Here is a 24,658-nt window from a genome sequence, read left to right on the forward strand (position 1 = left end):
CTTGTCGAAAGACGTCGGCAGCCCATAGCCTTGCGCCGCGCCGGTGCCGTCGTGTCCCGGTCCGCAGGAGCGAAGGGACGGGGGACAGACTCGGTGAAGCGCACATCACGTGACATCCGTACGGCGAACCGATACGAGGTGCTGCGTCAGATCATCGCCGCCTCCCCCACCTCCCGGCAGGAGTTGGCGGCCGCCACCGGACTGAGCCTGGCCACGGTCGCCACCCTGGTCGGCGAGTTGCTCGACCTGCGGATGATCACGGAGGTCGGGTTCGAGGACTCGGCGGGCGGCCGGCCCCGGGGCCTGGTCGCCGTCAACGCGTCCGGGGGCGCGCTGATCGGCGTCGACATCGCGGAGACGTACGTCCATGTCGAGCTGTTCGACCTGGCGTTGAACGTGCTGGCCCGCGCCGACGAGGACATGCGCCCCGGCGAGAGCCTGCCCGAGCAGGTGGTCAGCCATGTCGCCGCCGCCGTCGGCTCGGTGGTCGCGCAGGCCGGCATCGAGGGCGCCCGGGTGCTCGGCGTCGGGGTGAGCGTGCCGGGCCAGGTCGACCGTGAGACCGGCTTCTCGGAGTACGCGCCGAACTGGAACTGGCACGACGTGCCGCTGCTCGACCTGCTCACCGAGCACATCGCCTACCCGCTCTACCTGGACAACCCGCTGCGCGCGTCCGCGGTGGCCGAGCTCTGGTTCGGGGCCGCGCGCGGACGCGGGGACGCCGTGGTGGTCAACCTCGGCACGGGCGTGGGCGCCGGGCTCGTCCTGGGCGGCGCGCTGCACCGGGGCGTGAGCAACAGCGCCGGCGAGTGGGGCCACACCACGATCGTGCTGGACGGCCGGCTGTGCCGCTGCGGCAAGCAGGGTTGCGTCGAGGCCTATGTCGGCGCGTCCGGAATCATGCTGAATCTGCGGGAGTTGAGCCCCGACAGCACTCTGCTGCACCCGGAGGACCAGACGGCCACCATCGCCGCGCTGGCCGAGGGACTGCGCACGCGGGACCCGATCGCGGTGAAGGCGATCCGCGACACCGTCAAGTACCTCGGCGCCGGAGTGGCCGACCTGGTCAACCTGTTCAACCCCGAGGTGGTCGTGCTCAGCAGCTGGGTCGCGGCCGCCCTGGGCGAACCCCTGGTCGCGGAGGTGCGCGAGGCCGTCGCCCGGCACGCGCTGCCCCGCCCGTTCGCCGCCACCGAGATCGTCCTCTCCCCCATCCCCACCGACCCGGTCTGCCTGGGCGCGGCCACGTTCGCGCTCGAAGGGGCGCTGCAGTCCGTGGGGCAGAGGACCGGCACCAAACGCGCCACCCCCGCAAGGAGTCGTACCGCACCGCCTTCATGACGACGGAAGGGATGCACATGACCCACCCCCACCCGCGCCCCCACCCCAGGAGACCGTTCCTGCTGACGGCGGCGGCCGCACTCGCCGTCGCGGGACCCCTCGTATCGGCCCCGCCCGCCTCGGCCGCCACCACGTCGGCCCAGGTCTCCCCGCACGCCGCCCAGACCATCGACGACATCGGCGCGTCCGGCGCCTGGTGGGTCAACGACCTCCAGCACTTCTCGCCCAAGGCGCAGGCCCGGGTGGCGAAGCTGCTCTTCTCCGAGCAGGGCCTGGACCTGAGTTCGTACCGCTACAACATCGGCGGTGGCGGAGCCGCGGTCACCACCCCGGCCCGCGCCGCCGAGGACTTCCTGAACTCCGACGGCAGCTACGACTGGAGCAAGGACAAGGGCGGCCGTACGTTCCTGAAGTACGCGGCGAAGTACGGCGTCCGGGACCTGATCGGCTTCGTCAACAGCGCGCCGGCCCGGTGGACGACCAACGGGCAGAGCTGCGGCGGGCAGTTGAAGGCCGAGAACGTGCGGGACTTCGCCGAGTACGTGGCCGACGTGACCGCGCACTTCGCCAAGGAGGGCGCGAGGTTCGACTACATCAGCCCCTTCAACGAACCCGACAACGACTTCGGCTCCTGCGGCCAGGAGGGCATGCAGGTCACCGTCGACCAACGCGACGACATCGTGCGGGCGTTGGGCGCCGAGCAGACGGCCCGGCACCAGCGGACCGGGATCATCGCCGACGAGTCCAGCAGCACCGTCCAGTTCAGCACCGAGGTCCCGCAGTGGATCAACCAGCCGGACACCGCGCAGTACGTCGACAAGCTGGCCCACCACACGTACAACAACCCCGGCGACGGCCAGTTGGGCAACGTCTACGAGACGGCGAAGTCGGTCGGGAAGACCTCCTGGGCCACCGAGATCTGCTGCTTCGGCAAGGGCACGACCGGCTGGAACCAGGAGTACGACCCGGGCATCGACAACGCCCTGCTGATGTCCCGGATCATCTACAAGGACTTCGCGAGCTCCCACGACTCCGCGTTCCAGTGGTGGGTGGCGCTCGCGAGCGGCTACGGCAGCGACCCGTACACGAGGAACGACGAGGGCTGGAACGACGGTCTGATCTACTACGACCCCGACTACGCGGCCAACGGCGACCAGTCGCTGTACTTCACCAAGCGGTACTACGCGCTGGGCCAGTACAGCCGGTTCGTGAAACCCGGCTCGGTCGCGCACAACGTGACCGGCGTGCCGGCCGGCGTCGAGGTGTCGACGTACGACCGGGACGGCACGTGGGTGGTCGTGGTCAACAACCACAACGCCACGGACACGCCCCTGAGTCTGCACTTCAACAGCCGTACCCCGGTGCGGACTTCACAGGCCGTGCGGACCTCGGCCACCGAGGACTGGGCCAAGGCGGCGAAGCCGTCGGTGAGTTCGGGCACGGTCGACGCGACGCTCGCCGCCCGCTCGATCACGACGTACGTCCTCGACCAGAAGGGCCACGGCAGTACGGCGGTCACGGGCGCGCTGGTAGGGAAGCAGTCCGGCAAGTGCCTGCTCGCGGACGCCTCAGGGGCCACGATCGGTACCTGCACCGGTGACGTGGGGCAGTCCTGGTCGTACGACGCGAAGGGCCGCCTGAAGGGCGTGAACGGCTATCTGACGGCGGGGAGTTCGGGTGGCCTCACGGCGACCGCGGACGCCACCGGTGACGCCTCGCAGCGCTGGCTGCTGAACGCCAACGGGCAGGTCCTCAGCGAGGCGTCCGGCACGTGCCTGGACGTCAGCAGACAGGCGACCGGGGACGGCGGCAAGGTGATCCTCTACAGCTGCAACGGCGGGTCCAACGAGGTCTGGACCAGGAGCGGTTAGCTTTCGCCTGTTCGGCATCCCGAACCGTGGGCAACGCTTCGAACAGACTTCGTCCAACCCCTTGCCGAAGGCTTAGCCGAAGGTTAACGTCCCGCACCGCACCTGATTTCAGCCACCTGGCCGCTGAGCCGTGGAGCCCCAGCCGCACTCGACAGACAAGGACGTCAGCATGTCGGCAATGAGCAACAGCAACTGGTCCCGCCGATCGATCTTCCGGGCCGCCGCGGGCATGGCAGCGGCGGGGACGCTGGCCGCGTGCGGGGGGAACAACGGGCGTGGGGGCGGGAGCGGTTCGGGCGAGCAGCTCGTGCAGTACTTCCACGCGTACGGCGAGGCCGGGACCGAGCAGGCCATCAAGCGGTACGCGAAGGCGTACTCCAAGGCGGACGTGACCACGAACTGGATCACCGGCAACAACTTCGAGGCCAAGCTGTTCTCGTCACTGCTCACCAAGCAGGCACCCGACGTCTTCGAGTTCCACCCGCAGTTGCAGCTGGTCAAGAGCGGTCAGGTGGCCGACCTCAGCGACATCATCGATCCGGTCAAGGACGACTTCAACCCGGCCGACATCAAGTCGCACACCGTGGACGGAAAGATCTACGGGGTCCGCATGATCGACGACCCGCAGTTCTTCTACTACCGCAAGTCGATGCTGGAGAAGGCCAAGGTCGAGGTCCCGACCACGCTGGACGAGCTGCTGGAGGCCGCCGCCAAGCTCACCACCGGCAAGGTCAAGGGCGCCTTCCTCGGCAACGACTTCACCGCGATCCAGAACCCGATCATCTGGTCGGCCGGCGCCGACACACTCGACGACAAGAACGAGATCGCCTACCACACGGACGGCGTCGTCGAGGGCCTCAAGAAGCTCCGCCAGCTGTTCACCAGCGGTCATGTGCTCCTGGACGCCCCGACCGACTTCTGGGACCCGTCCTCGCTCAACCAGGGCCTGTGCGCCATCCAGTGGGGCGGCATGTGGTCCATGCCGGCCATGCAGCAGGCGCTCGGCGACGACCTCGGCGTCTTCCCCTTCCCGAGCATCGGCAGCAGCGGCAAGCAGTCGGTCTACAACGGCGGCTGGTCGATGTTCGTCAACGCCAAGGGCGACAACGTCGAGGCGGCCAAGGCGTACGTCAAGTGGCTGTGGATCGACCAGAAGAAGTACCAGGAGGACTGGGCGCTGTCCTACGGCTTCCACATCCCGCCCCGGTCCTCGATAGCCGCCGGCGCCACCAAGCTCAAGTCCGGCCTCCCCGCGGAGGGGGTCAAGCTCTTCACCGACTACGGGCACTTCGACAACATCGGCTTCGACCAGACCATGCTCACCGCGTTCGCCGACGTGATCGCCAACTCCGTCCGCAAGAACGGCAACCCGGAGGCCGCGCTCGACGCCTGCGACAAGAAGGTCAACGTCGAGCTCAAGAAGCTGTTCGGATAGGCCGGCGGACGGAACCCGAGATGTCGACCACCACCACGCGCGGGGTCGCCCAGCCCGCCGCGGCCAAGGCCTCCCAGGCCCGGCCGCGGCGCGGCCTGCGGTCCAACGCCACCCTGAACTTCTGGCTCTTCACCGGCCCGTTCCTCATCGGCCTGGTGATCTTCGTCTTCGTCCCCATCGGATGGAGCATCTGGCTCAGCTTCTTCGACGCCCGCTACACCGTCACGCCGAGCCACTTCATCGGCTTCGACAACTACAAGCAGATCCTGACCAACAGCAACTTCCCCCAGTCGCTGCTGACGTTCACGGTGTTCGCCGCGTTCATCGTGCCGACCACCTGGGCGCTGTCGCTGGGCCTCGCGCTGCTGGTGAACCAACTGCGGTTCATGCGGGCGTTCTTCCGGTCGGTGTTCTTCCTGCCGACCGCCGTCTCCTACGTCGCCGCCGCGCTGATCTGGAAGATGTCCATCTTCAGCGGTGTCCGCTTCGGCCTGATGAACACGGTCCTCGGCTGGTTCGGCGTCGACAACATCGCCTACCTCGCCAACCCGAGCCCGCCCTGGTACTGGCTGGTCATCGTGACCCTGCGCCTGTGGATCCAGGCCGGCTTCTACATGATCCTGTTCCTGGCGGCGCTGCAGAACATCCCGGCCGAGTTGTACGAGGCCGCCGAGATCGACGGCGCCAAGCCCGGCTGGCAGACCTTCCGTTACATCACGCTGCCCCAGCTCCGCGCCACCTCCACGGCGGTGGTCCTGCTGCTGCTCGTCGCGGCGTACCAGGCGTTCGACGAGTTCTTCAACATCATCAGCACCAAGGCCACCTGGGCCCAGACCCCGCTCATGGAGCTCTACAAGACGGCCCTCGGCAACAGCCAGGACTACGGCGCCGGCAGCGCGGGAGCGGTCATCCTGTCGCTGCTGATCTGCGTCGTCACCCTCGCCCAGGGCCGGATCCTGGGCTTCGGAAGGGGGGAGGAGTCCAAGTGACCACCACCGCACCGCAGGTCGGCAAGGGCCGCAGGAAGCGCGGCGGCGTCCTCGGCAACACGGGCCTGTACCTGGCCGTCGGCGTCGCCGCCCTGCTCTTCCTGATCCCCTTCTACCTGATCGTCCGCAACGCCCTCTCCACGGACCCGGAGATCACCGGCGAGAACTGGAAGCTGCTCCCCTCCTTCCAGTGGGGCAACGTCTCCGAACTCTTCGACGACCAGACCGTCCAGTTCGGCCGCGCCCTGTGGAACTCGACCGTCGTCGCCGTCCTGATGACCGTCGGCACCCTCCTGGTGTGCTCGCTGGCCGGCTACGGCCTGGCCCGCATCCCCTACCGGCACGCCAACAAGGTCTTCTACGCCGTCCTGGCGACCCTGATGGTTCCCACGGCCGTCACCTTCGTGCCGAGCTTCGTTCTCGTCTCCTCCCTCGGCTGGGTCGACACCTACCGGGGCCTCATCATCCCGGGCCTCTTCAGTGGTTTCACCTGCTTCCTGTTCCGGCAGTACTTCCTGGGGTTCCCCAAGGAACTGGAGGAGGCGGCACGCGTGGACGGGCTCGGCTACTGGGGCGCGTACTGGCGGATCGTCGTACCCAATTCGCTGAACTTCTTCGCGGCGATCGCCACGATCACCTTCATCGGCGGCTGGAACGCCTTCCTGTGGCCGCTGGTCATCGGGCAGGATCCGAGTTCCTGGACCGTGCAGATAGCGCTGTCCTCGTTCATGACCAACCAGACCGTCAACTTCCATCTGATCTTCATGGCCACCGCCGTCTCGATCCTGCCCCTGGTCTTCGTCTTCCTCTTCCTCCAGCGCTGGCTGGTGCAGGGAATCGCGCAGACCGGTATCAAGGGCTGACACACCCGTCCCAAGACCCAAGACCTGGAGTCCGATGTCTTTCCGCACAACAACGGCCGTCGACTACGTCGAGGACGTGTCGCCCGGCAACGGCGCCCTCCCGCCCCGCGCCTGGTACGCGTCCTCGGACGCCGCGTCCCTCTCCCTGAACGGCGCGTGGAGCCTGCGGGTGTCGGCGACCGCCGACGCCGAGGACGACGCGTTCGCCGAGCCCGGGTTCGACGCCGGGGACTGGGCCGAGGTCCAGGTCCCCGGTCACTGGGTCCTCCAGGGCGACGGCGCGTTCGGCTCGCCCATCTACACCAACCACCTCTACCCCTTCCCGGTCGACCCGCCCCGCGTGCCGACGGAGAACCCGACCGGCGACCACCTGCGCGTCTTCGACCTGCCCGCGGACTGGCCCGACCTGTCCGAGGGCGGTGTCGTGCTGCGCTTCGACGGCGTCGAGTCCTGTGCCCGGGTCTGGCTCAACGGCACGGACATCGGGGAGTTCAAGGGCTCCCGGCTGCCGCACGAGTTCGCGGTCGGGCATCTGCTGAAGGCGAGCGGCAACGTGCTCGCCGTCCGCGTGCACCAGTGGTCGGCGGGTTCCTACCTGGAGGACCAGGACCAGTGGTGGCTGCCCGGCATTTTCCGTGACGTGACCCTGCTGCACCGCCCGGCGGGCAGTGTCCTCGACTATTTCGTGCACGCCTCCTACGACCATGTCAGCGGCGAGGGCACCCTGCGTGTCGACTCCGACGTCGACGGCCGGGTGTCCGTGCCCGGCCTGGACATCGATGTCGCGACCGGGGAGACGGTCACGGTGGCGGTGCGGCCGTGGACCGCCGAGAGCCCGGTGCTGTACGACGGTGAGCTGGTCACCGAGGGCGAGCGGGTGCCGCTGCGCGTCGGTTTCCGTACCGTCGTGCTGGAGAACGGTCTGATCAAGGTCAACGGAACTCCCCTGCTCTTCAAGGGAGTCAACCGGCACGAGTGGCACCCCGAGAAAGGCCGCGCCCTCGACCTGGAGACCATGCGCGCCGATGTGCTGCTGATGAAGCGGCACAACCTCAACGCCGTCCGCACCTCGCACTACCCGCCGCACCCGGCCTTCCTGGACCTGTGCGACGAGTACGGGCTGTGGGTGATCGACGAGTGCGACCTGGAGACCCACGGCTTCGTGGAGCAGGCCTGGCGCGACAACCCCGTCGACGACGACCGCTGGACACCGGCCCTCCTCGACCGGGCCGCGCGCATGGTCGAGCGGGACAAGAACCACCCCTCGGTCGTCATCTGGTCGCTCGGCAACGAGGCCGGCACCGGTCGCGGGCTGACCGCGATGGCCGAGTGGATCCACGACCGTGACCGCTCACGGCTCGTGCACTACGAGGGCGACATCGACTGCCGCGACACGGACATGTACTCGCGGATGTACGCCTTTCACGAGGAAGTCGACCGGATCGGGAAGGACTTGGACGGGGGCACGCACAAGCGGCGCGGACTCCCCTTCATCCTGTGCGAGTACGGGCACGCCATGGGCAACGGTCCGGGCGGGATCGCCGACTACCAGCGGCTGTTCGAGGCGCACGAGCGGCTCCAGGGCGGCTTCATCTGGGAGTGGATCGACCACGGCATCAAGGACGAGCGGTACGACTTCGCCTACGGCGGCGACTTCGGCGAGGAACTGCACGACGGCAACTTCGTCTGCGACGGCCTCGTCTTCCCGGACCGGCAACCCTCCCCCGGGCTCGTCGAGTTCAAGAAGGTCATCGAGCCGGTCGGCATCGAGGGCGACGGTTCGGACGGCACCGTACGGATCACGAACAAGCAGGACTTCGCCGATCTGTCCGCGTTCGCGTTTGAGTGGTCTTACCAAGTGGACGGCGAAACGGTCGAGTTGGGCAGTCTGTCCGTGCCTGAGCTCGCGGCCGGTGAGTCCGCGGACGTCAAGCTGCCCGGTGCTCCGGACGGCCGGGGCGCCGAGACGGGCTGGACGGTACGGGCGGTGCTCGCCGAGGACACCCTCTGGGCGCCGAAGGGGCACGAGGTGGCATGGGGCCAAGTGGCCGTCACCGCGCGCCCGTTGCCGTCCATCGCCGCGTCCGACGCACCTGTCGTCGGGGAACGGCTGATCACCCTCGGCCCGGCCACCTTCGACGCGCGCACGGGCGAGTTGCGCACGATCGGCGGGGTGCAGGTGAACGGCCTGCGGCTGGACGTGTGGCGGGCGCCGACGGACAACGACGACGGCGCCGAGTGGCAGTCGGACACGCGCTACGGGCTGCTGTGGCGCAAGTTGGGCCTGCACCGGATGCGGCACCGGCTGGACGCGGTGGAGGTCGGCGAGGACGCGCTGACCGTGCGTACCCGGGTCGCGCCGGCCGCCTGGGAGGTGGGTCTGAGCACGGTGTACCGCTGGACCTCCGACGGCGACCGGCTGCGGCTGACGGTGTCCGTGGGGCCCGAGGGCGACTGGACCGTGCCGCTGCCGCGGCTCGGCGTGCGCTTCGGGATCGACGGTTCGGCGGACCGGGTGCGGTGGTTCGGCGGCGGTCCGGGCGAGGGCTACCCGGACACCAAATCGGCCTCGCGGCTGGCCCGTTGGAATGCGACCGTCGACGAGCTCCAGACGCCGTACGTGCGTCCGCAGGAGAACGGCGCGCGGGCCGACGTCCGGTGGGCGGAGATCGGCGGGCTGCGGATCGACGGCGACCCGGAGTTCTTCTTCACCGCCAGGCGCTGGACGACCGAGCAGCTGGCGGCGGCCACCCACCTCCCGGACCTCACACCGGGCGACACCGTGTGGGTCAACCTCGACCACGGGCTGCACGGCATCGGTTCGCAGTCCTGCGGTCCGGGCCCGCTGCCGCAGTACTACCTGCGTGCGGAGCCCGCCGAGTTCTCGTTCGTGTTCTCGGACGTCAGTTGAGCGACACAGCCCTCGGGACCCCCGCGGCCGGCCGGTTGTTCACCCGGCCGGCCGCGGTCGCGTCCTGTGTCGGCTTCGTCCTCATCGGCATGTTCCAGGCGCTGTACGGCCCGTCCGTCCCGGGCCTGCGCGCGGAGTTCGGCCTGTCCCCCTCGGGCGCCGGACTCGGCCTGAGCCTGCACTTCACGGGCGGGGTCGCGGGCGTCCTCGCCTTCAACGCGATCCACTCCCGGATCAGCAACAGAACCCTGCTGTCGGCGAGTTACATCCTGATGGCGCTGGGCGCGGCGGGCTTCGCGCTCGCCCCGAACTGGCCGCTCGCCCTGGCCGCCGCCTTCCTGGGCGGCCTCGGCTTCGGCGGTGTCGACTACGGCCTCAACCTCCTGTTCGCGGCCGGCTTCGGCGACCGCTCCACGGCCATGCTGAACGTCCTGAACGCCCACTTCGGCATCGGGGCGGTACTCGGTCCGGCGGTGGTGGCATGGCTGGGGCCGGACTCGTACCCGTACGCCTTCGGGGCGTGCGCGGTGCTGGCGGTGGCGCTGATCGTGCCGGGATCGAGTGGCGTACGGACAGAGGTGGTCGACGGGACACCGCCTGCCGCCGGGACGGCACCCGGTCTCGGTCTCTCCCGCGTCCTCGTCGGGTTCCTCGCACTCTACATCCTCAATGTGGCCGTCGAGTTGGGCGTCGGGGGCTGGGAGCCCACCCACCTGGAGACCGTCGGTCACAGCGCGACGGCCGCCGCCTCGGCCACCTCCGTGTACTGGCTGATGATGACGGTGGGCCGCTTCCTCGTCGTACCGCTCGCCCTCACGTACTCCCCCGAGCGCATCCTGACCATCTGCGCGACCGGCATGACGGTGTGCCTGCTCCTGACGCTGACAAAAGGAGTGGCGCCCGTGGCGTACGCGGGTGTTGGGTTGTTCATCGCGCCGGTCTTCCCGACCGGACTGCCCTGGCTGAACAGGGCGCTTCCCCAGGCGAGGCGTGCCGGTGCCTGGGTCATCGCCGCGTCGATGATCGGCGGAGTGGCAGCGCCGCCACTGCTGGGCGTGGGCATCGAGGCCTGGGGCATCCACGCGGTCCCCTGGCTGCTTGCCGCGCTCTCCGCCGCCTCGCTCGCGGCCACCGTCTGGCTGATCCAGCTCACCCGGAGGTTCGTCGAGTGATCGGCAGCATCGAGGTCCGCGGGCTGTCCCGCACCTTCCACACCACCGTCCGCCGCCCGGGTTTCACGGGCGCGCTCCGCTCCCTGGTCAATCCGGAGCGGGCCGTCAAACACGCCGTCTCCGACATCACCTTCGACGTGGCCGGGGGCGAACTCCTCGCCCTGCTCGGCCCGAACGGCGCCGGCAAGTCCACCACCATCAAGATGCTCACCGGCATCCTCACGCCCACCTCCGGCGAGGCCCGGGTGGCGGGCGTGGTGCCGTACCGGGAACGGGAACGCAACGCCCGTAACATCGGCGCGGTGTTCGGGCAGCGCACCCAGCTGTGGTGGGACCTGCCGGTGCGGGAGTCGTTCGCGATCCTGCGGGACATCTACGAGGTGCCCAGGGCCGAACACGCGGCCCGGCTGCGGGAGTTCGACGACATCCTCGAACTGTCCGCCTTCTGGGACACCCGGGTCCGCCATCTCTCCCTCGGCCAGCGGGTGCGCTGCGACCTGGCCGCCGCGCTGCTGCACGACCCGATGGTCGTCTTCCTCGACGAGCCGACCATCGGCATGGACGTGGTGGTGAAGGAACAGGTGCGGGAGTTCCTGCGGCACCAGGTGGAGGAGCGCGGGCGGACCGTCCTGCTCACCACGCACGACATGACGGAGGTCGAGCGGCTCGCCGAGCGGGTGGTGCTGATCAACCACGGGCGGCTGGTGCTCGACGGCACGCTCGACGAGATCCGCGGCCGGTTCGGCTCGACCTGGCAGGTGCGGGCGACGCTGGCCGATCCGCACACGCCGGTCGGCCCGCTCCCTGGCATCGCGCTGGTGCGCCGGGACGGCCCGCAGGTGGTGTTCGGCCCGGACGGGCCGGCCGCGCCGACGGTTCACAAGGCGCTGAAGCTGGTCATCGAGCGGTACGAGGTGACCGGCGTCGCCGTCGACGAGGCGGACCTGGAGGACGTGATGCGGGCCGCGTACGTGCAGGCCCGGGCCGAGGCGGTCTGAGATGGCGAGCCTGTACGCCTGGCGCGCGATGCGCGTCACCCCGCTCGGCGAGCTGTACACACCGCCCCGGATCACCGCGGCCGTGCTCCGGCTGACGGTGCAGATCGTGCTGGTCGCGTCCCTGTGGCACGGCCTGTACGCGCACACCGGCACGACGGCAGGCCTGACCCGCGACCAGGCGGTCACGTACGCCGTGCTGGCCGTACTGGCCTCCCGGCTGCGGGAGTTGGACCAGTACGCGGCCCGGGACACGGTCGTGCAGCACCTGCACTACGGCACGATCGTCTACTGGTACCTGCGCCCGCTCCCACCGCACCGCTACTACGCGCTGCGGGCGCTCGGCGAGCAACTGTACGGCTTCGCCTGGGCGTTCACCGGCTACGTGATCTGCCTGGCGGTCGGAGTGGTCGAACCGCCCAGGTCGGCCGCCGTGACCGGGGTGTTCGCGCTCAGCCTCCTCCTGGGCCAGTGGGTCCTGCACTACGTCATGCTGCTCATCGACCAGTTGTGCTTCTGGACGCTGCGCAACGACGCCGCGATCCTCATCCTGATCTTCGCGCAGAACCTGCTGTCCGGGGTGTACGCGCCGCTGTGGTTCTTCCCGGACTGGTTCCTCACGCTGAGCGCCTTCCTGCCCTTCCAGGCCACGCTCAGCGTGCCGTTGTCGCTGTACGTGGGCCGTATCCCGCTGTCCGACGCGGGCGCCCAACTGGCCCTGCAGGCGGCCTGGGTCGTCGTCCTCGGCCTGCTCACCAGATTCCTCTGGCGGCGGGCCGCCCGCCGTGTCGTCTCCCAGGGAGGTTGAGGCCCATGAACGCCGTCCGGATCATGTGGCGCGTCACGCGTCTCAACTTCCGTGCCCAGCTGGAGTACCGCACCGAGTTCATGATGATGATCGCGATCGGCGCGATCTGGCAGGTCTCGGTGATCGTCTTCGCGACCGTGCTGCTGACCCGGTTCACCGGGATGGGCGGCTGGGACAGCTCGGACGTACTGCTCATCCCGGCCACCCGGATGCTGGCGCACGGCCTGTTCGTCCTGTTCCTCGGGCGAGTGCACGGCCTCGGCCGGCACATCCAGGAGGGCAAGATCGACGCGTACCTCCTGCGCCCGATGCCGGTGTACCGCCAGATCCAGCTCCAGTACTTCCCGACCAACGCGATCGGCGACCTGACCGTGGCGACCGGCCTGATGGTCGGCGCGATCAGCCGCAGCGACCTGGACTGGACGGCAGGCCGCATCGCGTACCTGATCGCGGCCGTGCTGGGCGGGATGCTCCTGGAGGCGGCCCTGTTCACGGTGGTCGCGTCGGCGTCCCTGCGCTTCCCGGCCGCGGACTACTGGGGCCGCTGGCTGGAGGAACTCCTCGGCACCTTCGGCAGCTACCCGCTCAACGTCCTGCCGAGAGCGGTGGGCGGCTTCCTGACCTTCGGCCTCCCGCTCGCGTTCGTCGCCTACTTCCCGGCAGCGGTCCTCACGGGCCACGGCCACTCCACGGGAACGCCGTACTGGCTGGCGGCGGCGTCACCGCTGCTGGGCCTGGTCGGCTACCTGGCCGCACGACTCCTGTGGCGCTGGAGCCTGAACCACTACACGGGGGTGAACGGATAACGGCGCGGGTGGCTCCGGCGTCGTCACGTTCAGTGGTCCGCACGTTCAGTGGTCCGCGCAGCAGGGTGTCGGATCCGGCACCTCGAACGGTACGAGCGCGTCGCCCGCCGCAGGCATCGCGGTGAGGACGAGTTCCCCGGACGGTGTCCATTGCGGGCGGACGTGGTCCCGGGTCACCAGGCGGGTGTCCGGGGCGGGTTCGTCGGGTGAGCCCAGGACCGTGACCCGGTCGATCGCGGAGTCGGACAGCAGGTCCGCGACCGTCAGCGTGCCGGTGAGGGCCCCGGCGCCCGGGAAGAGGACCGCGCGGCCCAGGTCGTCCGGGGTGCCGGGGGTCACCTCAAGGCCCGCCCCCGTGAGCCGCTCAAGGGCGGTGCGCAGGAGCGGCTCCGAGGGGAGGGTGAGGGACACGGCGACCCGTGGGCGGTCGTCGCGGACCAGGTGCGTGCAGCCGAACACGCCCTCCGGGAGGGCGAGTTCGGCGGCCAGCGTGCGGAGCAGGTGGTCCGCGGCGGGAAGGTCGCGCAGGCCGGCGTCCACCGTGAAGGCGTACGAGGTCACGAGGGCAGGACCCACACGGGGTTGGAGTAGAACCACAGGTCCTTCCACGGGTCGGCCGAGCCGACGACGTCGATCGCCGGACCGGCCGGGTCGACCGCCGCGCCCATCGCGCCGGCGGCGGACCGGTTGCCGTCGCTGCCGCGCAGTCGCACGTAGCGCGGGGTGTCGACGCGGCCGAGGTCGTAGCTGAGCCGGACGGTGCCGGTGGACTTGTTCACCTCGAACGTCTTGACGACCTTGGCCGTCGGCGCGGTGAAGGTGTCCTTGTCCGCGACCGGTCCCGTCACATCGCCCTGGATGACGTCGACGCGGGCCAACGACGGCGTGAAACCTGCCCAGTTGGGGCCGCCGGCCAGTGCCACGTCCACGGTGAGGGTGACGCGGGTGCCCTTGCGGACGTGCAGCGCGCCGCCCAGCGTGGCCCAGCGGCTGCCGCCCGACAGCCGCGCGTCGAGGCCGCTGATCAGCTGGCCGTGGTCGACCCAGACGCGGCCGGCGCGGATGCCGTCCATGACGGCGCCGTAGGAGAAGCCGTCGGAGCCGACGTGCGTGCGGCTGTAGTGGCCGGGCCAGAAGTCGCCCTGGGTGATGTCGATCTGGCCGTTGTAGATCGGGTCCGGGTGGCGGCCGTCGGTGTCGAAGTTGCCGCCGGTGCCACGGGCCGCGGTGTCGGCGTAGATCTGGTGGGAGTCGGAGTTGGCGGTGATCCACCAGGGCCGGCCCTCGGCGAGCAGGCTGTCCCACAGGCCGCCGACGGTGGCGGTCATCCAGTCGAAGCCGCCCCAGGTGCGGTAGCTCTCCGGCGGGTAGCCGGCGAAGGAGTCGACGCTGGGGTTGTTGTCGTAGATGCCCCGGGCCCGGCCCATGCCGAGCGGTGCGGGGAGACCGGCGGCCTGGTGGCCCGGAGCGCCCTCGAAGCCGACGGCTATCTGGTGGTCCGCGGAGGTCGCGTCGCGCCAGGCGCGGATCTCGTGCGGGGAGTCGACACCGCGCCGCGCCGGGTGGTTGGCGAGCATCAGCGCGTCCTTGACCTTGCGCCGCCTGACCTGCTCGCCGAGGAAGGCGAGCCCCGCGATCGCGAGGGCCTCGTTGGCGGGCGAGGAGCCGGAGGCGTTCTTGACGCTGCCGTCGTAGTCGTTCTCGAACTGCTTGAGGACGGACACCTCGTTCGTGCCGGGGTGCACGAACACCGTGCCGTGCTCGGCGCCCGGGATGTTCCACTCCAGGCCCTGGAAGACGAGGGTGTCGTCGTAGGCGTCACGGGCGGCGCGGATGTCCGGATTCACCTTGTCCACGCCGATCTTGGCGTGCGCCACGCTGCCGTGGTCGGTGATGACCATCCAGTCCAGGCCGTGCCGCGCACCCTGACGGACCTGGTCGACGACGCGGTACTTGCCGTCGCTGCTGTACTGCGTGTGGATGTGGTGATCCCCGGCCAGCCACAGGAAGCCGTTCTTGCGGCGGCCGTTGGAGGCGGAGGAAGCGGACGACGCGTAGGCGGGCGCGGCACCCGCGGCACCGGCCAGCACACCACCGGCGGCCAGGCCCGCGCCGAGCAGACCGGCCCGGCGCAGCATCGCGCGGCGCGAGGACTGCTCGGGGGACAGGGCCTCGTCGGGCACGGAGGTGTCGAAGGCGGCGGGCAGCGGTGCCGTCACCCCGTCGTGCGAGTGATCGTGCCCGTGGCCGTGCCCGTGGTCGTGACCGTGATGGTGCGGTCCGTGTGTGTGCCCGTGCCCCATGGAACCCTCCCGATGCCGCTGCCTGACAGAGCGGCTGCCTTCGCGACGCGACCACGTCGCGTGAGGAGAATTGGAGTGCATGGGCGGTCGGCAGGTTCTGGCGGCACGGCGCTTACTGACCGGGACGCTGGACGGGGAGCTGCCGGAGCGCCGGCTGGCCGACGCGGCCCGCTCGGTCGTTGCCGAACTGGGCACGCGGGAGCGGCTGTTGGAGCTGATCGCCGAACTCGCCTGCGGTGAGGGCGATCCGGAGTGGTGCGCCCGGCTGTCGTACCGCCATGTCCTCGGCTTCGACAAGCTCCTGCTGATCGACGGCGGACCGCGCCACATGCTCCGCGCCCACCTGTGGCACCGCGGATCGGGCGCGATCGGCGAGGAGGACATCCACAACCACCGCTCGCCGCTGGCCTCTTACATCGTCCTCGGCCGGCTCGCGATGGAGTTGTACGAGGTCGAGCGCGGCGGCGGAGAGGGTATCGCCGCCGCCCGCTACGAGGAGTCCCTGGAGGAGGGTTCGGCGGACTGGCTGCTGGAACCGACCGGCCCGGCGCGGCTGCGGCTGACCCACGTGGGCCAGTACGCGGCGGGCAGTTCCTACGCCCTGCCGGCGCACACCCTGCACCGCGCCTGGTGCGAGACGGACGAGCCGACGGTGACGCTGTTCCTGGAGACGGGCAGCGGACGCCGCGAGCACACCGACGTGTTCACGGCGGCGGGGCCGCATCCGGGAGCGGTGCCGAAGGTGCCGTTGGACACGGAGGAGTATCTGGCGGCGCTGCGGGGGTTGGCCGAGCTGCTCAGGAGCACATGAGCGGTCGAGGGGTCAGTACGAGAACGCCTGGCGGACGACGTCGAGGTTGTAGTCGTCGATGTCGACCTCGGTCAGCCGCCCGAGGCTGAGCCACTTGCTGTCCTGATCGGCCTCGGGGAGCTTGATCTCGCCGGGGTCGGACAGCAATCGCACGCGGAAGTTCTGCTGCCAGTTCTTGATCTCGTGCCCGCGGTACTCGCTCACGAAGGACGACTCGCCGATGCGGGCCACGACCTCGCCGCGCAGCCCGGTCTCTTCCTTCAGCTCGCGCAGCACACCGGCCTCGGGACTCTCCCCCGGCTCCAGCTTGCCGCAGGGAACACCCCACACCCGTGGCAGGAACCGTTCCTTCTCGCTCCGGCGCACGAGCAGCACCCGGTCGTCGTCGTCCATCACGACGGCCGCCGCGAGGCGCCTGTCGCCGGGGATCTCCATGTCCATGGTTCCTCGGTCCCTCGCCGGTGATGAGTCCAAAGGTTCTGATACCCAAGAAAGTCTCGACTCTACCAGGATGGCCCATCGGAGCGCTGTGAGACAGGTCGCTGGGTCAGTGCCCCCGCGCCGTCGACCGTGCGCCGGTCGTCGAGGACCGGGGCGCCCGGACCGAGGAGCCGCTGGACCTCCTCCCGGGTGCGGTCCTCGGGCTGGAGGTCGAAATGCAGACGGCTCTTGACGGTCTTGACCTCCGGGACGGTGACGAAGAGCAGTCCCGCGTCCTCGACGAGCGGGCGACCGCGTGGGCGTCGGCGCAGTCGATGGTCACGTGACCATGAGGAGAAGACCTGCGCCAGCCCCGGAGAGCGCGAAGCCCGTTCCGGTTCAGCCGGAGACCGTGACCCGCCCAGCCGCCAGCCGCACTTCACACACAGGTCCGTCCGTCCAGCCGACGACGAACGCGTCCGGCCCGGTCACGTCGACCCTGACCGCTTCCGTCGGCGGCGCCGGATCCGTATCGGCGGTGAGCCCGGCCAGCGCGATGAAGAGCGTCGGCTCGGTGTCGATCACGCCGGTCAACTCGGCGGCAGGCGCGCCCTGTTCGCCGGCACCGTCCGGCGGCGACAGCGCCTCCGGACTCGACAGCCCCACCACAGGCAGGAGTCGCGAGCACAGACCCTCGCCCGCCGCCCACCCGGTGACCCGCACCGCGGTCCCGATCTCGGCTCCGGAGATCAGAAACGCCCGCACCTCCACGGCCCCCCGCGCCAGCACGACGCTGGTCACCCGAGCGCCACCACCCGCCACATGCCGAGACGCCACCCAGCCCTCGCCCACGCCAAGCGGTTCGATCTCCGTACGGCTCGGGTCGTCGCCGACGATCACGCTGTTGTCGTACGACGACGAGGGCTCCGTCGCCGTCGAGTACGCGAGCCGCGTGTAGTACGGGTCGTAGCGGACGTCCTCGCTGCCGTGGTTGTGGAGGCGGACCAGGCCGTCCGAACGGGTGGACTGGAGCAGCCAGTTGGCGGGGGCGATCGGGGTGACCGCGTCCGCCCGTTCCGCCGGGCCCGGCTCCTCCGGTGCGGTCCACACCTCGTGGTCCGGCGGGAGGAGCAGACCGAGGAAGCCCTTGCTGGCCCAGTACGGGGAGGCCGGGCCCGAATAGCCCTGCAGCAGAGCTGAGTTGGGGCCGTGCCAGCCCAGGGTCAGCAAGCCCCGTTCGTCGACCGCGCCCCGGTCCAGGAAGTACTTCAACGCGCCCGACGCCAGCCGCCGTGTCTCGCCCGGCGGCAACGGCGTACGGCCGACCAGTGCGCCCAGCCACAGCGGGGCCGTCGTCGCGAAGCGGTAGGTGAGGGAGCGGCCCTGGTGCATGGGGGCGCCGTCGGCGCCGAACAGGCGGGCGTAGTCGGCGAGATGGCGGGAGAGGCGGTCGCCGTAGTGGGCGAGCAGGCGGGGGTCGTCGGCCAGCCAGGCGTGCAGGACCGGGTAGAGGTGCATCGCCCAGCCGTTGTAGTAGTCGAACTTTCGGCCGTCGCCGTCGGTGTACCAGCCGTCGCCGACGTACCACTCCTCGATGCGCTCCAGGCCGCGGTCGATCGCCTTGCGGGACTCGTCGGGCTCGTGGCCGATCTCCTGGAGGAAGCCGCCGACGGTGACCGGGAACAACTCCCAGTTGCAGGGCCAGGGTTCGGCGCTCAGCGCGTCGCCGAGCCAGGCCGCCGCCCGCTGCCGTACGCCGTCGTCGAGCCGGTCCCACAGCAGGGGGCGGGTCAGGCGCAGGGCGAGGGCGATGGACGCGGCCTCGACCAGGGGCTGGCTGCGGTCCTCGATACGGGGCCAGACGCCCCCCACGCCGGCCGCGAGTCCGTCGGCGTACCGCTGCAGGACCGTCTCGTCCCGGCGGAAGGCCGCCAGCAGCAGCGTACGGGCGTAGCCCTCAAGGCCGTCGGAGAGCCGGCCGGACCAACTGGTGTGCTCGCCGGGCAGGTCGTAGAGCGCGCCGCCCTCGACCGCGTACGGCTCGACCGCGGCGAGCAGGGCATCGGCGGCGGCCTCCCAGTGGGCGCGGGTGTAGCCGGTGCGCGGGCTGAGGGCGCGGTCTTCGGTGGGCGGCTGCATCGGCTCTCTCTACGACGGTTGGCTACGAACTACGACGGTCGTCCACGAAGGTTCTCCGCTACGGCTCTCTACGGCGGCTCTCTCTACGGCTCCGCGCGCAGGGCCTCGCACTCGGGCCCTGCGCGCCGCGCCGGGACTCGCCGCGCGGGGGCGGCGGTCGAGGCCTGGGGCGCCCCGGTTCCGGTCGGGACGCCCCAGGGTTTCATCCCACCCGCACCAGGGCCGCGGGCACCAGATGCCGTGCGACGAGTTCGTCGCGCACCAGGCCCGCGTACACGGTGGCGCCGTGCACGGAGGTGTGGGTGTTGTCTCTCTTCTCGTTGTACAAGTAGATCGCCTTGGAGCCCTCCACGCCGAGGGATTCGACCAGAGTCTTCGTCCTGTCCGTCAGATCGATCAGCGGAACGTCCTGTTCGTCCGCTATCGAGCGGATGACGGCAGGATGGTTCACGCCGAGCCCGTTGACCAGTAGCGCCGTGTCGTTGTTCAGGGTGCCGTCCGCATTGAACCAGCGCCGCACGACAGGTGTCACCAGCACCGGCCGTCCACCCCTCTCCCGTACGCCCGCCACCAGTGTCTCCAAGTTGGCGCGGTACGTCGCCTCGTCGGTCGTCTTGTCATTGTGGGCGAGTTGGATCAGGACGAGGTCGCCGGGGCGGATCAACGACCGCACCGTGCCCCACAGTTGCGGGTTCCCCAGGTAGGTAACCGTACTCTCGCCGGAGTCCGCGTAGTTGGCCACGGACAGGCCCGCGCGCAGGTATTGGGGCAGTTGCTGACCCCAGCCGGAGTAGGGGTCGCCGGGCTGGTCGCAGACGGTGGAGTCGCCGACCAGGAGGATCTGCCGGGCGTGCCGGGCGGGCGTGACGCGGATGTCGGCGAGTGCCGGGGCCGTGCCGCCGAGGACGAGGTCGAGGCCGGGCGTGCCGTCGGGGCCGGTCGGTTCGCCCTCGGGGGTGCGGACGTTCACGGTGAAGCCGCGGGTCACGGTCTGCCCGGCGGCGGTGGCCGTCTCGGGGAGCAGGGCGCGCCGGGTCTCACCGGTGACGGCCGTACTCGCCGCCGCCTCGCCGCCGAGACGGACCATGACGTCGTAGGTGCCGGGCGCGACGTCGAAGTGGCAGGCGGTCGCGGTGCAGTTGGCGATGCCGAGCGGGGGCGTGCGGTCGTGGGCCTGTGCGGGTGCGGTCGACAGGGCGGTGCTCAGGGTCACCGCGGCCAGCAGGGCGATGGTGAAACGTCTCATCCGTGGCTCCTCCGTCCGACGACAAGGCCTGGCGGTGGACCGTACCGCTCTGGACAAGCGCTTTCTAGTCCCCTGCCATGTTTCACAGCATTGCCAACCCCCGGGCTGTGAAAGCCCTTTCGCGAAATCGATTCAACTGTCACCCTCCAAAGCACCCGCACCCCCACCTCCCGAAGGAGGCACCCCCATGTCCGGTTCTGTGAACAGACCGGTCCGTCGCCGCACCTTCGTCCTCGGTACGGCTGCCGTTGCCGGTACGGCGGCGCTCGCCAAGACAGCCTCGGCCGCGAGTTTCGGCTACACCGACGACGGCTCGAACTACGTCGTCGACACCGGCGCGAGCCTCGTGTTCAAGGTCAGCAAGACGACCGGCGACCTGACCTCGCTGGTCTACAAGGGCACCGAGTACCAGGGCTACGGCGGCATGAACTCGCATGTCGAGTCCGGCCTCGGCGCCTCCACGGTGACCCTCGCACAGTCCGGCACGACCATCCTGATCTCCGTCACGCACGGCACGCTGAAGCACTACTACGCGGCCCGCAGCGGCGAGAACAACGTCTACCTGTGGACCAACAAGGCCGACACCTCGGTCAGCGCGACCCGCTACATCGTGCGCGTCAAGGCCGGCCTGTTCCTCAACGACGAGCCGGATTCCTACACTTACGCGCCGACCACCATCGAGGCCTCGGACGTCTTCGAGAAGTCCGACGGCCAGACCCGCTCCAAGCACTACTCGAAACTGCGGGTCGCCGACTACGACTACATCGGCTGGAGCACCGGCAGCGTCGGCCTCTACGTCGTCCGCTCCAACCACGAGAAGGCCTCCGGCGGCCCGTTCTACCGCTCCCTGCTGCGCCACCAGAGCGCCGACGGCGGCGGTCTGTACGAGATCCTGTACTACGGCGAGAACCAGACGGAGGCCCAGCGCTTCGGTCTCCAGGGCCCGTACGTCATCGCCTTCACGGACGGCGGCGCGCCCTCCTCCGCGCTGTACCACGCCAACCTCACCACCTCCTGGGCCGATGCGCTCGGTATCTCCGGTTACGTCGCCGCGAGCGGCCGGGGCCGGGTCGCGGGCGTCGGGATCAGCGGCCGGAACACGGCGTACGCGTACACGGTCGGGCTCGCCAACTCGGCTGCCCAGTACTGGGGTTCGGCCCGCTCCTCGGACGGCTACTTCACCGTCGGCGGAGTCCTGCCGGGGACGTACACGTTGACTGTCTTCAAGGGTGAACTCGCCGTCTACACCGGGTCGGTGACGGTAACCGCCGGGAGCACGACCACGCTGAACACCATCGCGATCCCGTCCTCGAACGACCCGTCCAACGCGAGCGCGATCTGGCGGATCAACGACTGGGACGGCACGCCGGGCGGCTTCAAGAACGCGGCCCTGATGACGTACGCCCATCCGTCCGACGTCCGGGCCGCGGCCTGGACCGGCAATGTCGTCATCGGCAGCGGCAGCGAGACCTCGGCGTTCCCCTGCTACCTCTGGAAGGACGTCAACAGCGGGATCGTCGTCTACTTCAAGCTGACCGCGGCGCAGGCCGCCGCCGCGCACACCCTGCGCATCGGTGTGACGACCGCCTACGCCAACGGCCGGCCGCAGGTCGTCGTCAACGACACCTGGACCTCCGCCGTCCCCTCTCCGCCCACCCAGCCGAGCACCCGGTCGCTGACCGTGGGCTCCTACCGGGGCAACAACCACACGTTCACCTACAACGTCCCGGCGTCCGCCTGGCTGACGGACACCGGCGCGTACAACACGCTGAAGATCTATGTGGCGAGTGGCTCGGGTTCGACGTCCTTCCTCAGCGCGGGCACGGCGATCGACGCGATCGACCTGCTGGCGTGACGTCAGGTCCCGCGTGTCCACTGCTGGTTGGTCGCTCCGCCGCACGTGTAGGTGATGATCGCGGCGGAGTTGGCGGTGGACGCGCCGGACACGTCCAGGCACTCGCCGCTGGCGCGGGCCTTGACGAGGACGTAACTGCCCGACGTCGTCAGGCTCCACTGCTGGGTGGTGGCTCCGGTGCAGTTCTCCTGCGTGACGTTCGTGGCGTTCTCCTGGAGGCACAAGGAGCTGCCCCGGCCGACGAGTTCGTAGTAGCCGGTGCCGAGGTCCTTGAACCACCACTTCTGGTTGGTTCCGCTGTTGCAGGTGTACTGGCTGATCGCGACGCCCTGCCACAGGGACTGGCTCGGGACGTCCGCGCACTTCGAACTGTTGCGGGCGATCAGGGTGTTGTAGGTGGCGCTCGTCCCGCTGATCGTCCCGGCGGTGGTGTCGACGGTGACCTCCGGGTACCAGGACATGGACATCGTGGTGGAGGTCGGGAAGGTCAACGGCAGCCAGACGTAACGGGAGTCGTTGACGGTGCCGCCGAAGGAGTTGCCCCAGCGGTCGCCCATGTACAGGTACGAGGTGCCCGAAGTGCCGGTCACCGGCAGGACGTAGGCGGTCTGCGAGTTGTACGCCGTGGAGTCGCCGACGTTCGTGAAGGACGTCCAGGGGCCGGCGAGGCTGGTGGCGGTGGCGTACTGCTGCTGGTTGGCGCTCCAGCCGGTCGCCCCCGAGGTCAGCATGAAGTAGACGCTGCCCCGCTTGAAGAGAGCCGGGGCCTCGCGGTGGCCGCCCGCCCAGGGGTTGGCGACCAGGCTGTCGATGCCGGTGTAGGCGGAGTTGAGCTTGTAGATGTGCAGGTCGTAGTTCTCGTTGGCGGCGGAGACCATGTAGGCCGTGCCGTCGGTGTCGACGTAGGTGGTGATGTCCCGGGACATGTACTGGCCGAGCGGCCGGAAGCTGCCCTGGTAGGTGTAGCCACCGTCGACGGTGTCGGAGACGGCGACGGCCGCGCGGGCCTCGCTGTAGTCGACGCCGTTCTCCTTGTGCATCCACATGACGAACTTGCCGGTGGAGGCGTTGTAGATGACCTTGGGCCGCTCGATGTAGGCGGTGCCGAGCTCTGAGGCGCTGGACTGGGTCAGGACGTGGTTCCTGAACTCCCAGGTCTTCAGGTCGGTGGAGCGGTAGGCGTCCACGTACTTGAAGGTGTTGTCGGCGTTGCGGTCCTCGCCGAACCAGTAGTAGTAGGAGCCGACCTTGATGACCCCGCCGCCGTGGGCGTGCACGACGTTGCCCGACGTGTCGGTGAACTGGGTGCCGTTGGGGACGGTCTGTGCGGCGGCCTGGGCCGGGCCCGCCGTCACCAGGGCGGCGGCGAGGGCGCAGACCAGGGCGAGCAGAACGGCGTACGCACGTCTCATCTCACACACTCTCCTTCACCGTGTCTGCCACGGGGACGCCGAAGTCGGGGGTGCCGTCCGGGTGCCAGCCGAGCTTCTGGATCCGGGTGTGGCGGTTGGGGTCGTTCAGGGGGTCGCCGGTGATCTCCTTGTACTGGCGGGCGTGGTAGACGAGGACGTCGCTGCGGCCGTCCTCGGCGACCGTGAAGCAGTTGTGGCCTGGGCCGTACTGCCGGGTGGTGTCGTTGCTGGTGAAGACTGGGGTCGGCGACTTGGACCAGTTCGCGGGGTCCATGAGGTCGGCGTTCGCGTCCACGGTCAACAGGCCCATGCAGTAGTGCCAGTCGGTGGCGCTGGCCGAGTACGACAGGAACAGGCGGCCCTGGCGGGCGATGACGGCCGGGCCCTCGTTGACCTTGTAACCGACGGTCTCCCAGTCGTACTCCGGTGTGGACAGGCGTATTTGAGGACCTGTCAGGGTCCACGGGTTGGCCATCCTCGACAGCCACAGGGCGGTGTTGTTGTCCATGCCGGGCTCGTGCTGGGCCCAGGCGAGATAGCGGGTGCCCCGGTGGGTGAAGGTGGTGGCGTCCAGGGAGAAGGTCTCCCAGGCCGTCTTGAGCTGGCCCTTCTCCTGCCAAGTGCCCCGGAAGGGATCGGGGTTGGCGTTCTCCAGGACCCAGATGCGGATGTCCCAGACGCTCTCGGCGGGCGCTGAGGCGAAGTAGACGTACCACTTGCCGCCGATGCGATGGATCTCTGGCGCCCAGATGTGGGCGCCCATCACACCGGTCGCGTGCTTGGTCCAGATCACCGACTCGGCGGCGGTGGCAAGGCCGTTGAGGGTGCGGGAGCGGCGCAGCACTATGCGGTCGTACTCGGGGACGGTGGCGGTGAAGTAGTAGTGGCCGTCGGCGTGCCGGTGGATGTACGGGTCGGCACGTTGGCGGACGAGCGGGTTCACGAAGGGGGCTGCTTTCGGGGACGCGGTCGCCGGGGTCGAAGGGATGGCCAGGGCGCCCGCGGCCAGGGCGGCTCCCTTGAGCATCAGCCTTCGGCTCGGGGCGTGCACCGACCTTCGGCCGGGGGCATGGGGCAGGTCGTCGTTGCGGCTCATACGGCTGCCTCTCGGGAACGTTCGAGATGGCGAACGCCATCTGTCATTACGAACGGCTCGAACGCCGAAAAGGTAAGGGGGTGGCACCGCGAGGTCAACGGGTCCGACGAGACAAAGAGAGAGCGCTTTCCCCCGCTCTTTCATCTCGGGCCGAGTTTTCTGTTATCCCGGGGTGCCCCGACCCG

The 24,658-nt window shown here is 69.6% G+C and carries 19 protein-coding genes and 1 pseudogene; 12 read left to right on the forward strand and 8 right to left on the reverse strand.

Translation table 11 applies throughout. The features are described 5' to 3' along the window. Positions 1-93 precede the first annotated feature (93 nt). From ACIQI8_RS07525 to ACIQI8_RS07570, 10 genes are all read left to right on the forward strand, one after another. Positions 94-1,341 (forward strand): ROK family transcriptional regulator, encoded by a 1,248-nt coding sequence (locus tag ACIQI8_RS07525; RefSeq protein WP_402345874.1) that lies wholly within the window; start codon positions 94-96, stop codon positions 1,339-1,341. An 11-nt stretch (positions 1,342-1,352) separates the two neighbouring features. Further along, the gene (locus ACIQI8_RS07530) at positions 1,353-3,212 is read left to right on the forward strand and encodes a glycoside hydrolase (RefSeq protein ID WP_402346747.1); all 1,860 of its coding nucleotides are present in this window, start codon (positions 1,353-1,355) and stop codon (positions 3,210-3,212) included. Between the two features lie 169 nt (positions 3,213-3,381). After that, positions 3,382-4,647 carry an ABC transporter substrate-binding protein gene (locus tag ACIQI8_RS07535; RefSeq protein WP_402345876.1) on the forward strand — a complete coding sequence of 422 codons (1,266 nt, stop codon included), beginning with the start codon at positions 3,382-3,384 and terminating at the stop codon, positions 4,645-4,647. 20 nt (positions 4,648-4,667) lie between these two features. Then, a complete protein-coding gene (locus ACIQI8_RS07540) occupies positions 4,668-5,636 on the forward strand; it encodes a carbohydrate ABC transporter permease (RefSeq protein WP_402345877.1) in 969 nt (322 codons plus the stop codon). Next, positions 5,633-6,499 (forward strand): carbohydrate ABC transporter permease, encoded by an 867-nt coding sequence (locus ACIQI8_RS07545; protein WP_402345879.1) that lies wholly within the window; start codon positions 5,633-5,635, stop codon positions 6,497-6,499. Before ACIQI8_RS07540 ends, ACIQI8_RS07545 begins: the two co-directional genes overlap by 4 nt. Before the next feature lie 34 nt (positions 6,500-6,533). Then, entirely contained in the window at positions 6,534-9,410 is a 2,877-nt protein-coding gene (locus ACIQI8_RS07550; protein ID WP_402345881.1) for a glycoside hydrolase family 2 TIM barrel-domain containing protein, read from the forward strand. After that, on the forward strand, positions 9,407-10,582 hold the full coding sequence (locus ACIQI8_RS07555; protein WP_402345883.1) for an MFS transporter: 1,176 nt from the start codon (positions 9,407-9,409) through the stop codon (positions 10,580-10,582). The genes ACIQI8_RS07550 and ACIQI8_RS07555 overlap by 4 nt, the downstream gene beginning before the upstream one ends. Continuing rightward, positions 10,579-11,580 carry an ATP-binding cassette domain-containing protein gene (locus ACIQI8_RS07560; RefSeq protein WP_402345885.1) on the forward strand — a complete coding sequence of 334 codons (1,002 nt, stop codon included), beginning with the start codon at positions 10,579-10,581 and terminating at the stop codon, positions 11,578-11,580. Before ACIQI8_RS07555 ends, ACIQI8_RS07560 begins: the two co-directional genes overlap by 4 nt. A gap of 1 nt (position 11,581) precedes the next feature. Further along, a complete protein-coding gene (locus tag ACIQI8_RS07565; protein WP_402345887.1) occupies positions 11,582-12,385 on the forward strand; it encodes an ABC transporter permease in 804 nt (267 codons plus the stop codon). Between the two features lie 5 nt (positions 12,386-12,390). Further along, positions 12,391-13,191, forward strand: coding sequence for an ABC transporter permease (locus ACIQI8_RS07570; protein ID WP_402345889.1), 801 nt, complete (start codon positions 12,391-12,393; stop codon positions 13,189-13,191). A gap of 45 nt (positions 13,192-13,236) precedes the next feature. Here the strand turns inward: ACIQI8_RS07570 and ACIQI8_RS07575 are convergent, their stop codons facing one another. Next, entirely contained in the window at positions 13,237-13,752 is a 516-nt protein-coding gene (locus tag ACIQI8_RS07575) for a hypothetical protein (protein ID WP_402345891.1), read from the reverse strand. Further along, on the reverse strand, positions 13,749-15,494 hold the full coding sequence (locus tag ACIQI8_RS07580; protein ID WP_402345893.1) for a PHP domain-containing protein: 1,746 nt from the start codon (positions 15,492-15,494) through the stop codon (positions 13,749-13,751). Before ACIQI8_RS07580 ends, ACIQI8_RS07575 begins: the two co-directional genes overlap by 4 nt. 79 nt (positions 15,495-15,573) lie before the next feature. Here ACIQI8_RS07580 and ACIQI8_RS07585 point away from each other — a divergent pair, with 79 nt between their 5' ends. Next, on the forward strand, positions 15,574-16,305 hold the full coding sequence (locus ACIQI8_RS07585; RefSeq protein WP_402345895.1) for a hypothetical protein: 732 nt from the start codon (positions 15,574-15,576) through the stop codon (positions 16,303-16,305). A 12-nt stretch (positions 16,306-16,317) separates the two neighbouring features. Here ACIQI8_RS07585 and ACIQI8_RS07590 read toward each other — a convergent pair whose 3' ends face one another. The 4 genes and pseudogenes from ACIQI8_RS07590 to ACIQI8_RS07605 all read right to left on the reverse strand — a co-directional run bounded on the left by ACIQI8_RS07590 (position 16,318) and on the right by ACIQI8_RS07605 (position 20,110). Continuing rightward, positions 16,318-16,746 (reverse strand): NUDIX hydrolase, encoded by a 429-nt coding sequence (locus ACIQI8_RS07590; RefSeq protein WP_402345897.1) that lies wholly within the window; start codon positions 16,744-16,746, stop codon positions 16,318-16,320. 62 nt (positions 16,747-16,808) lie between these two features. After that, positions 16,809-17,068 (reverse strand): annotated as a pseudogene (locus ACIQI8_RS07595) (VOC family protein). A gap of 56 nt (positions 17,069-17,124) precedes the next feature. Next, the gene (locus ACIQI8_RS07600) at positions 17,125-18,864 is read right to left on the reverse strand and encodes a DUF2264 domain-containing protein (RefSeq protein WP_402345899.1); all 1,740 of its coding nucleotides are present in this window, start codon (positions 18,862-18,864) and stop codon (positions 17,125-17,127) included. A 202-nt stretch (positions 18,865-19,066) separates the two neighbouring features. Beyond that, the gene (locus ACIQI8_RS07605; RefSeq protein ID WP_402345901.1) at positions 19,067-20,110 is read right to left on the reverse strand and encodes a GDSL-type esterase/lipase family protein; all 1,044 of its coding nucleotides are present in this window, start codon (positions 20,108-20,110) and stop codon (positions 19,067-19,069) included. A gap of 187 nt (positions 20,111-20,297) precedes the next feature. Between ACIQI8_RS07605 and ACIQI8_RS07610 the strand changes: the two genes are divergently transcribed. Beyond that, positions 20,298-21,965 carry a rhamnogalacturonan lyase B N-terminal domain-containing protein gene (locus ACIQI8_RS07610; RefSeq protein WP_402345903.1) on the forward strand — a complete coding sequence of 556 codons (1,668 nt, stop codon included), beginning with the start codon at positions 20,298-20,300 and terminating at the stop codon, positions 21,963-21,965. Between the two features lie 2 nt (positions 21,966-21,967). Here ACIQI8_RS07610 and ACIQI8_RS07615 read toward each other — a convergent pair whose 3' ends face one another. After that, a complete protein-coding gene (locus ACIQI8_RS07615; RefSeq protein WP_402345905.1) occupies positions 21,968-23,377 on the reverse strand; it encodes an RICIN domain-containing protein in 1,410 nt (469 codons plus the stop codon). 1 nt (position 23,378) lies between these two features. Continuing rightward, the gene (locus tag ACIQI8_RS07620) at positions 23,379-24,473 is read right to left on the reverse strand and encodes a family 43 glycosylhydrolase (protein ID WP_402345907.1); all 1,095 of its coding nucleotides are present in this window, start codon (positions 24,471-24,473) and stop codon (positions 23,379-23,381) included. Positions 24,474-24,658 lie beyond the last annotated feature (185 nt).

This window comes from Streptomyces sp. NPDC092369 (genome assembly GCF_044755245.1).
GTDB lineage: Bacteria > Actinomycetota > Actinomycetes > Streptomycetales > Streptomycetaceae > Streptomyces.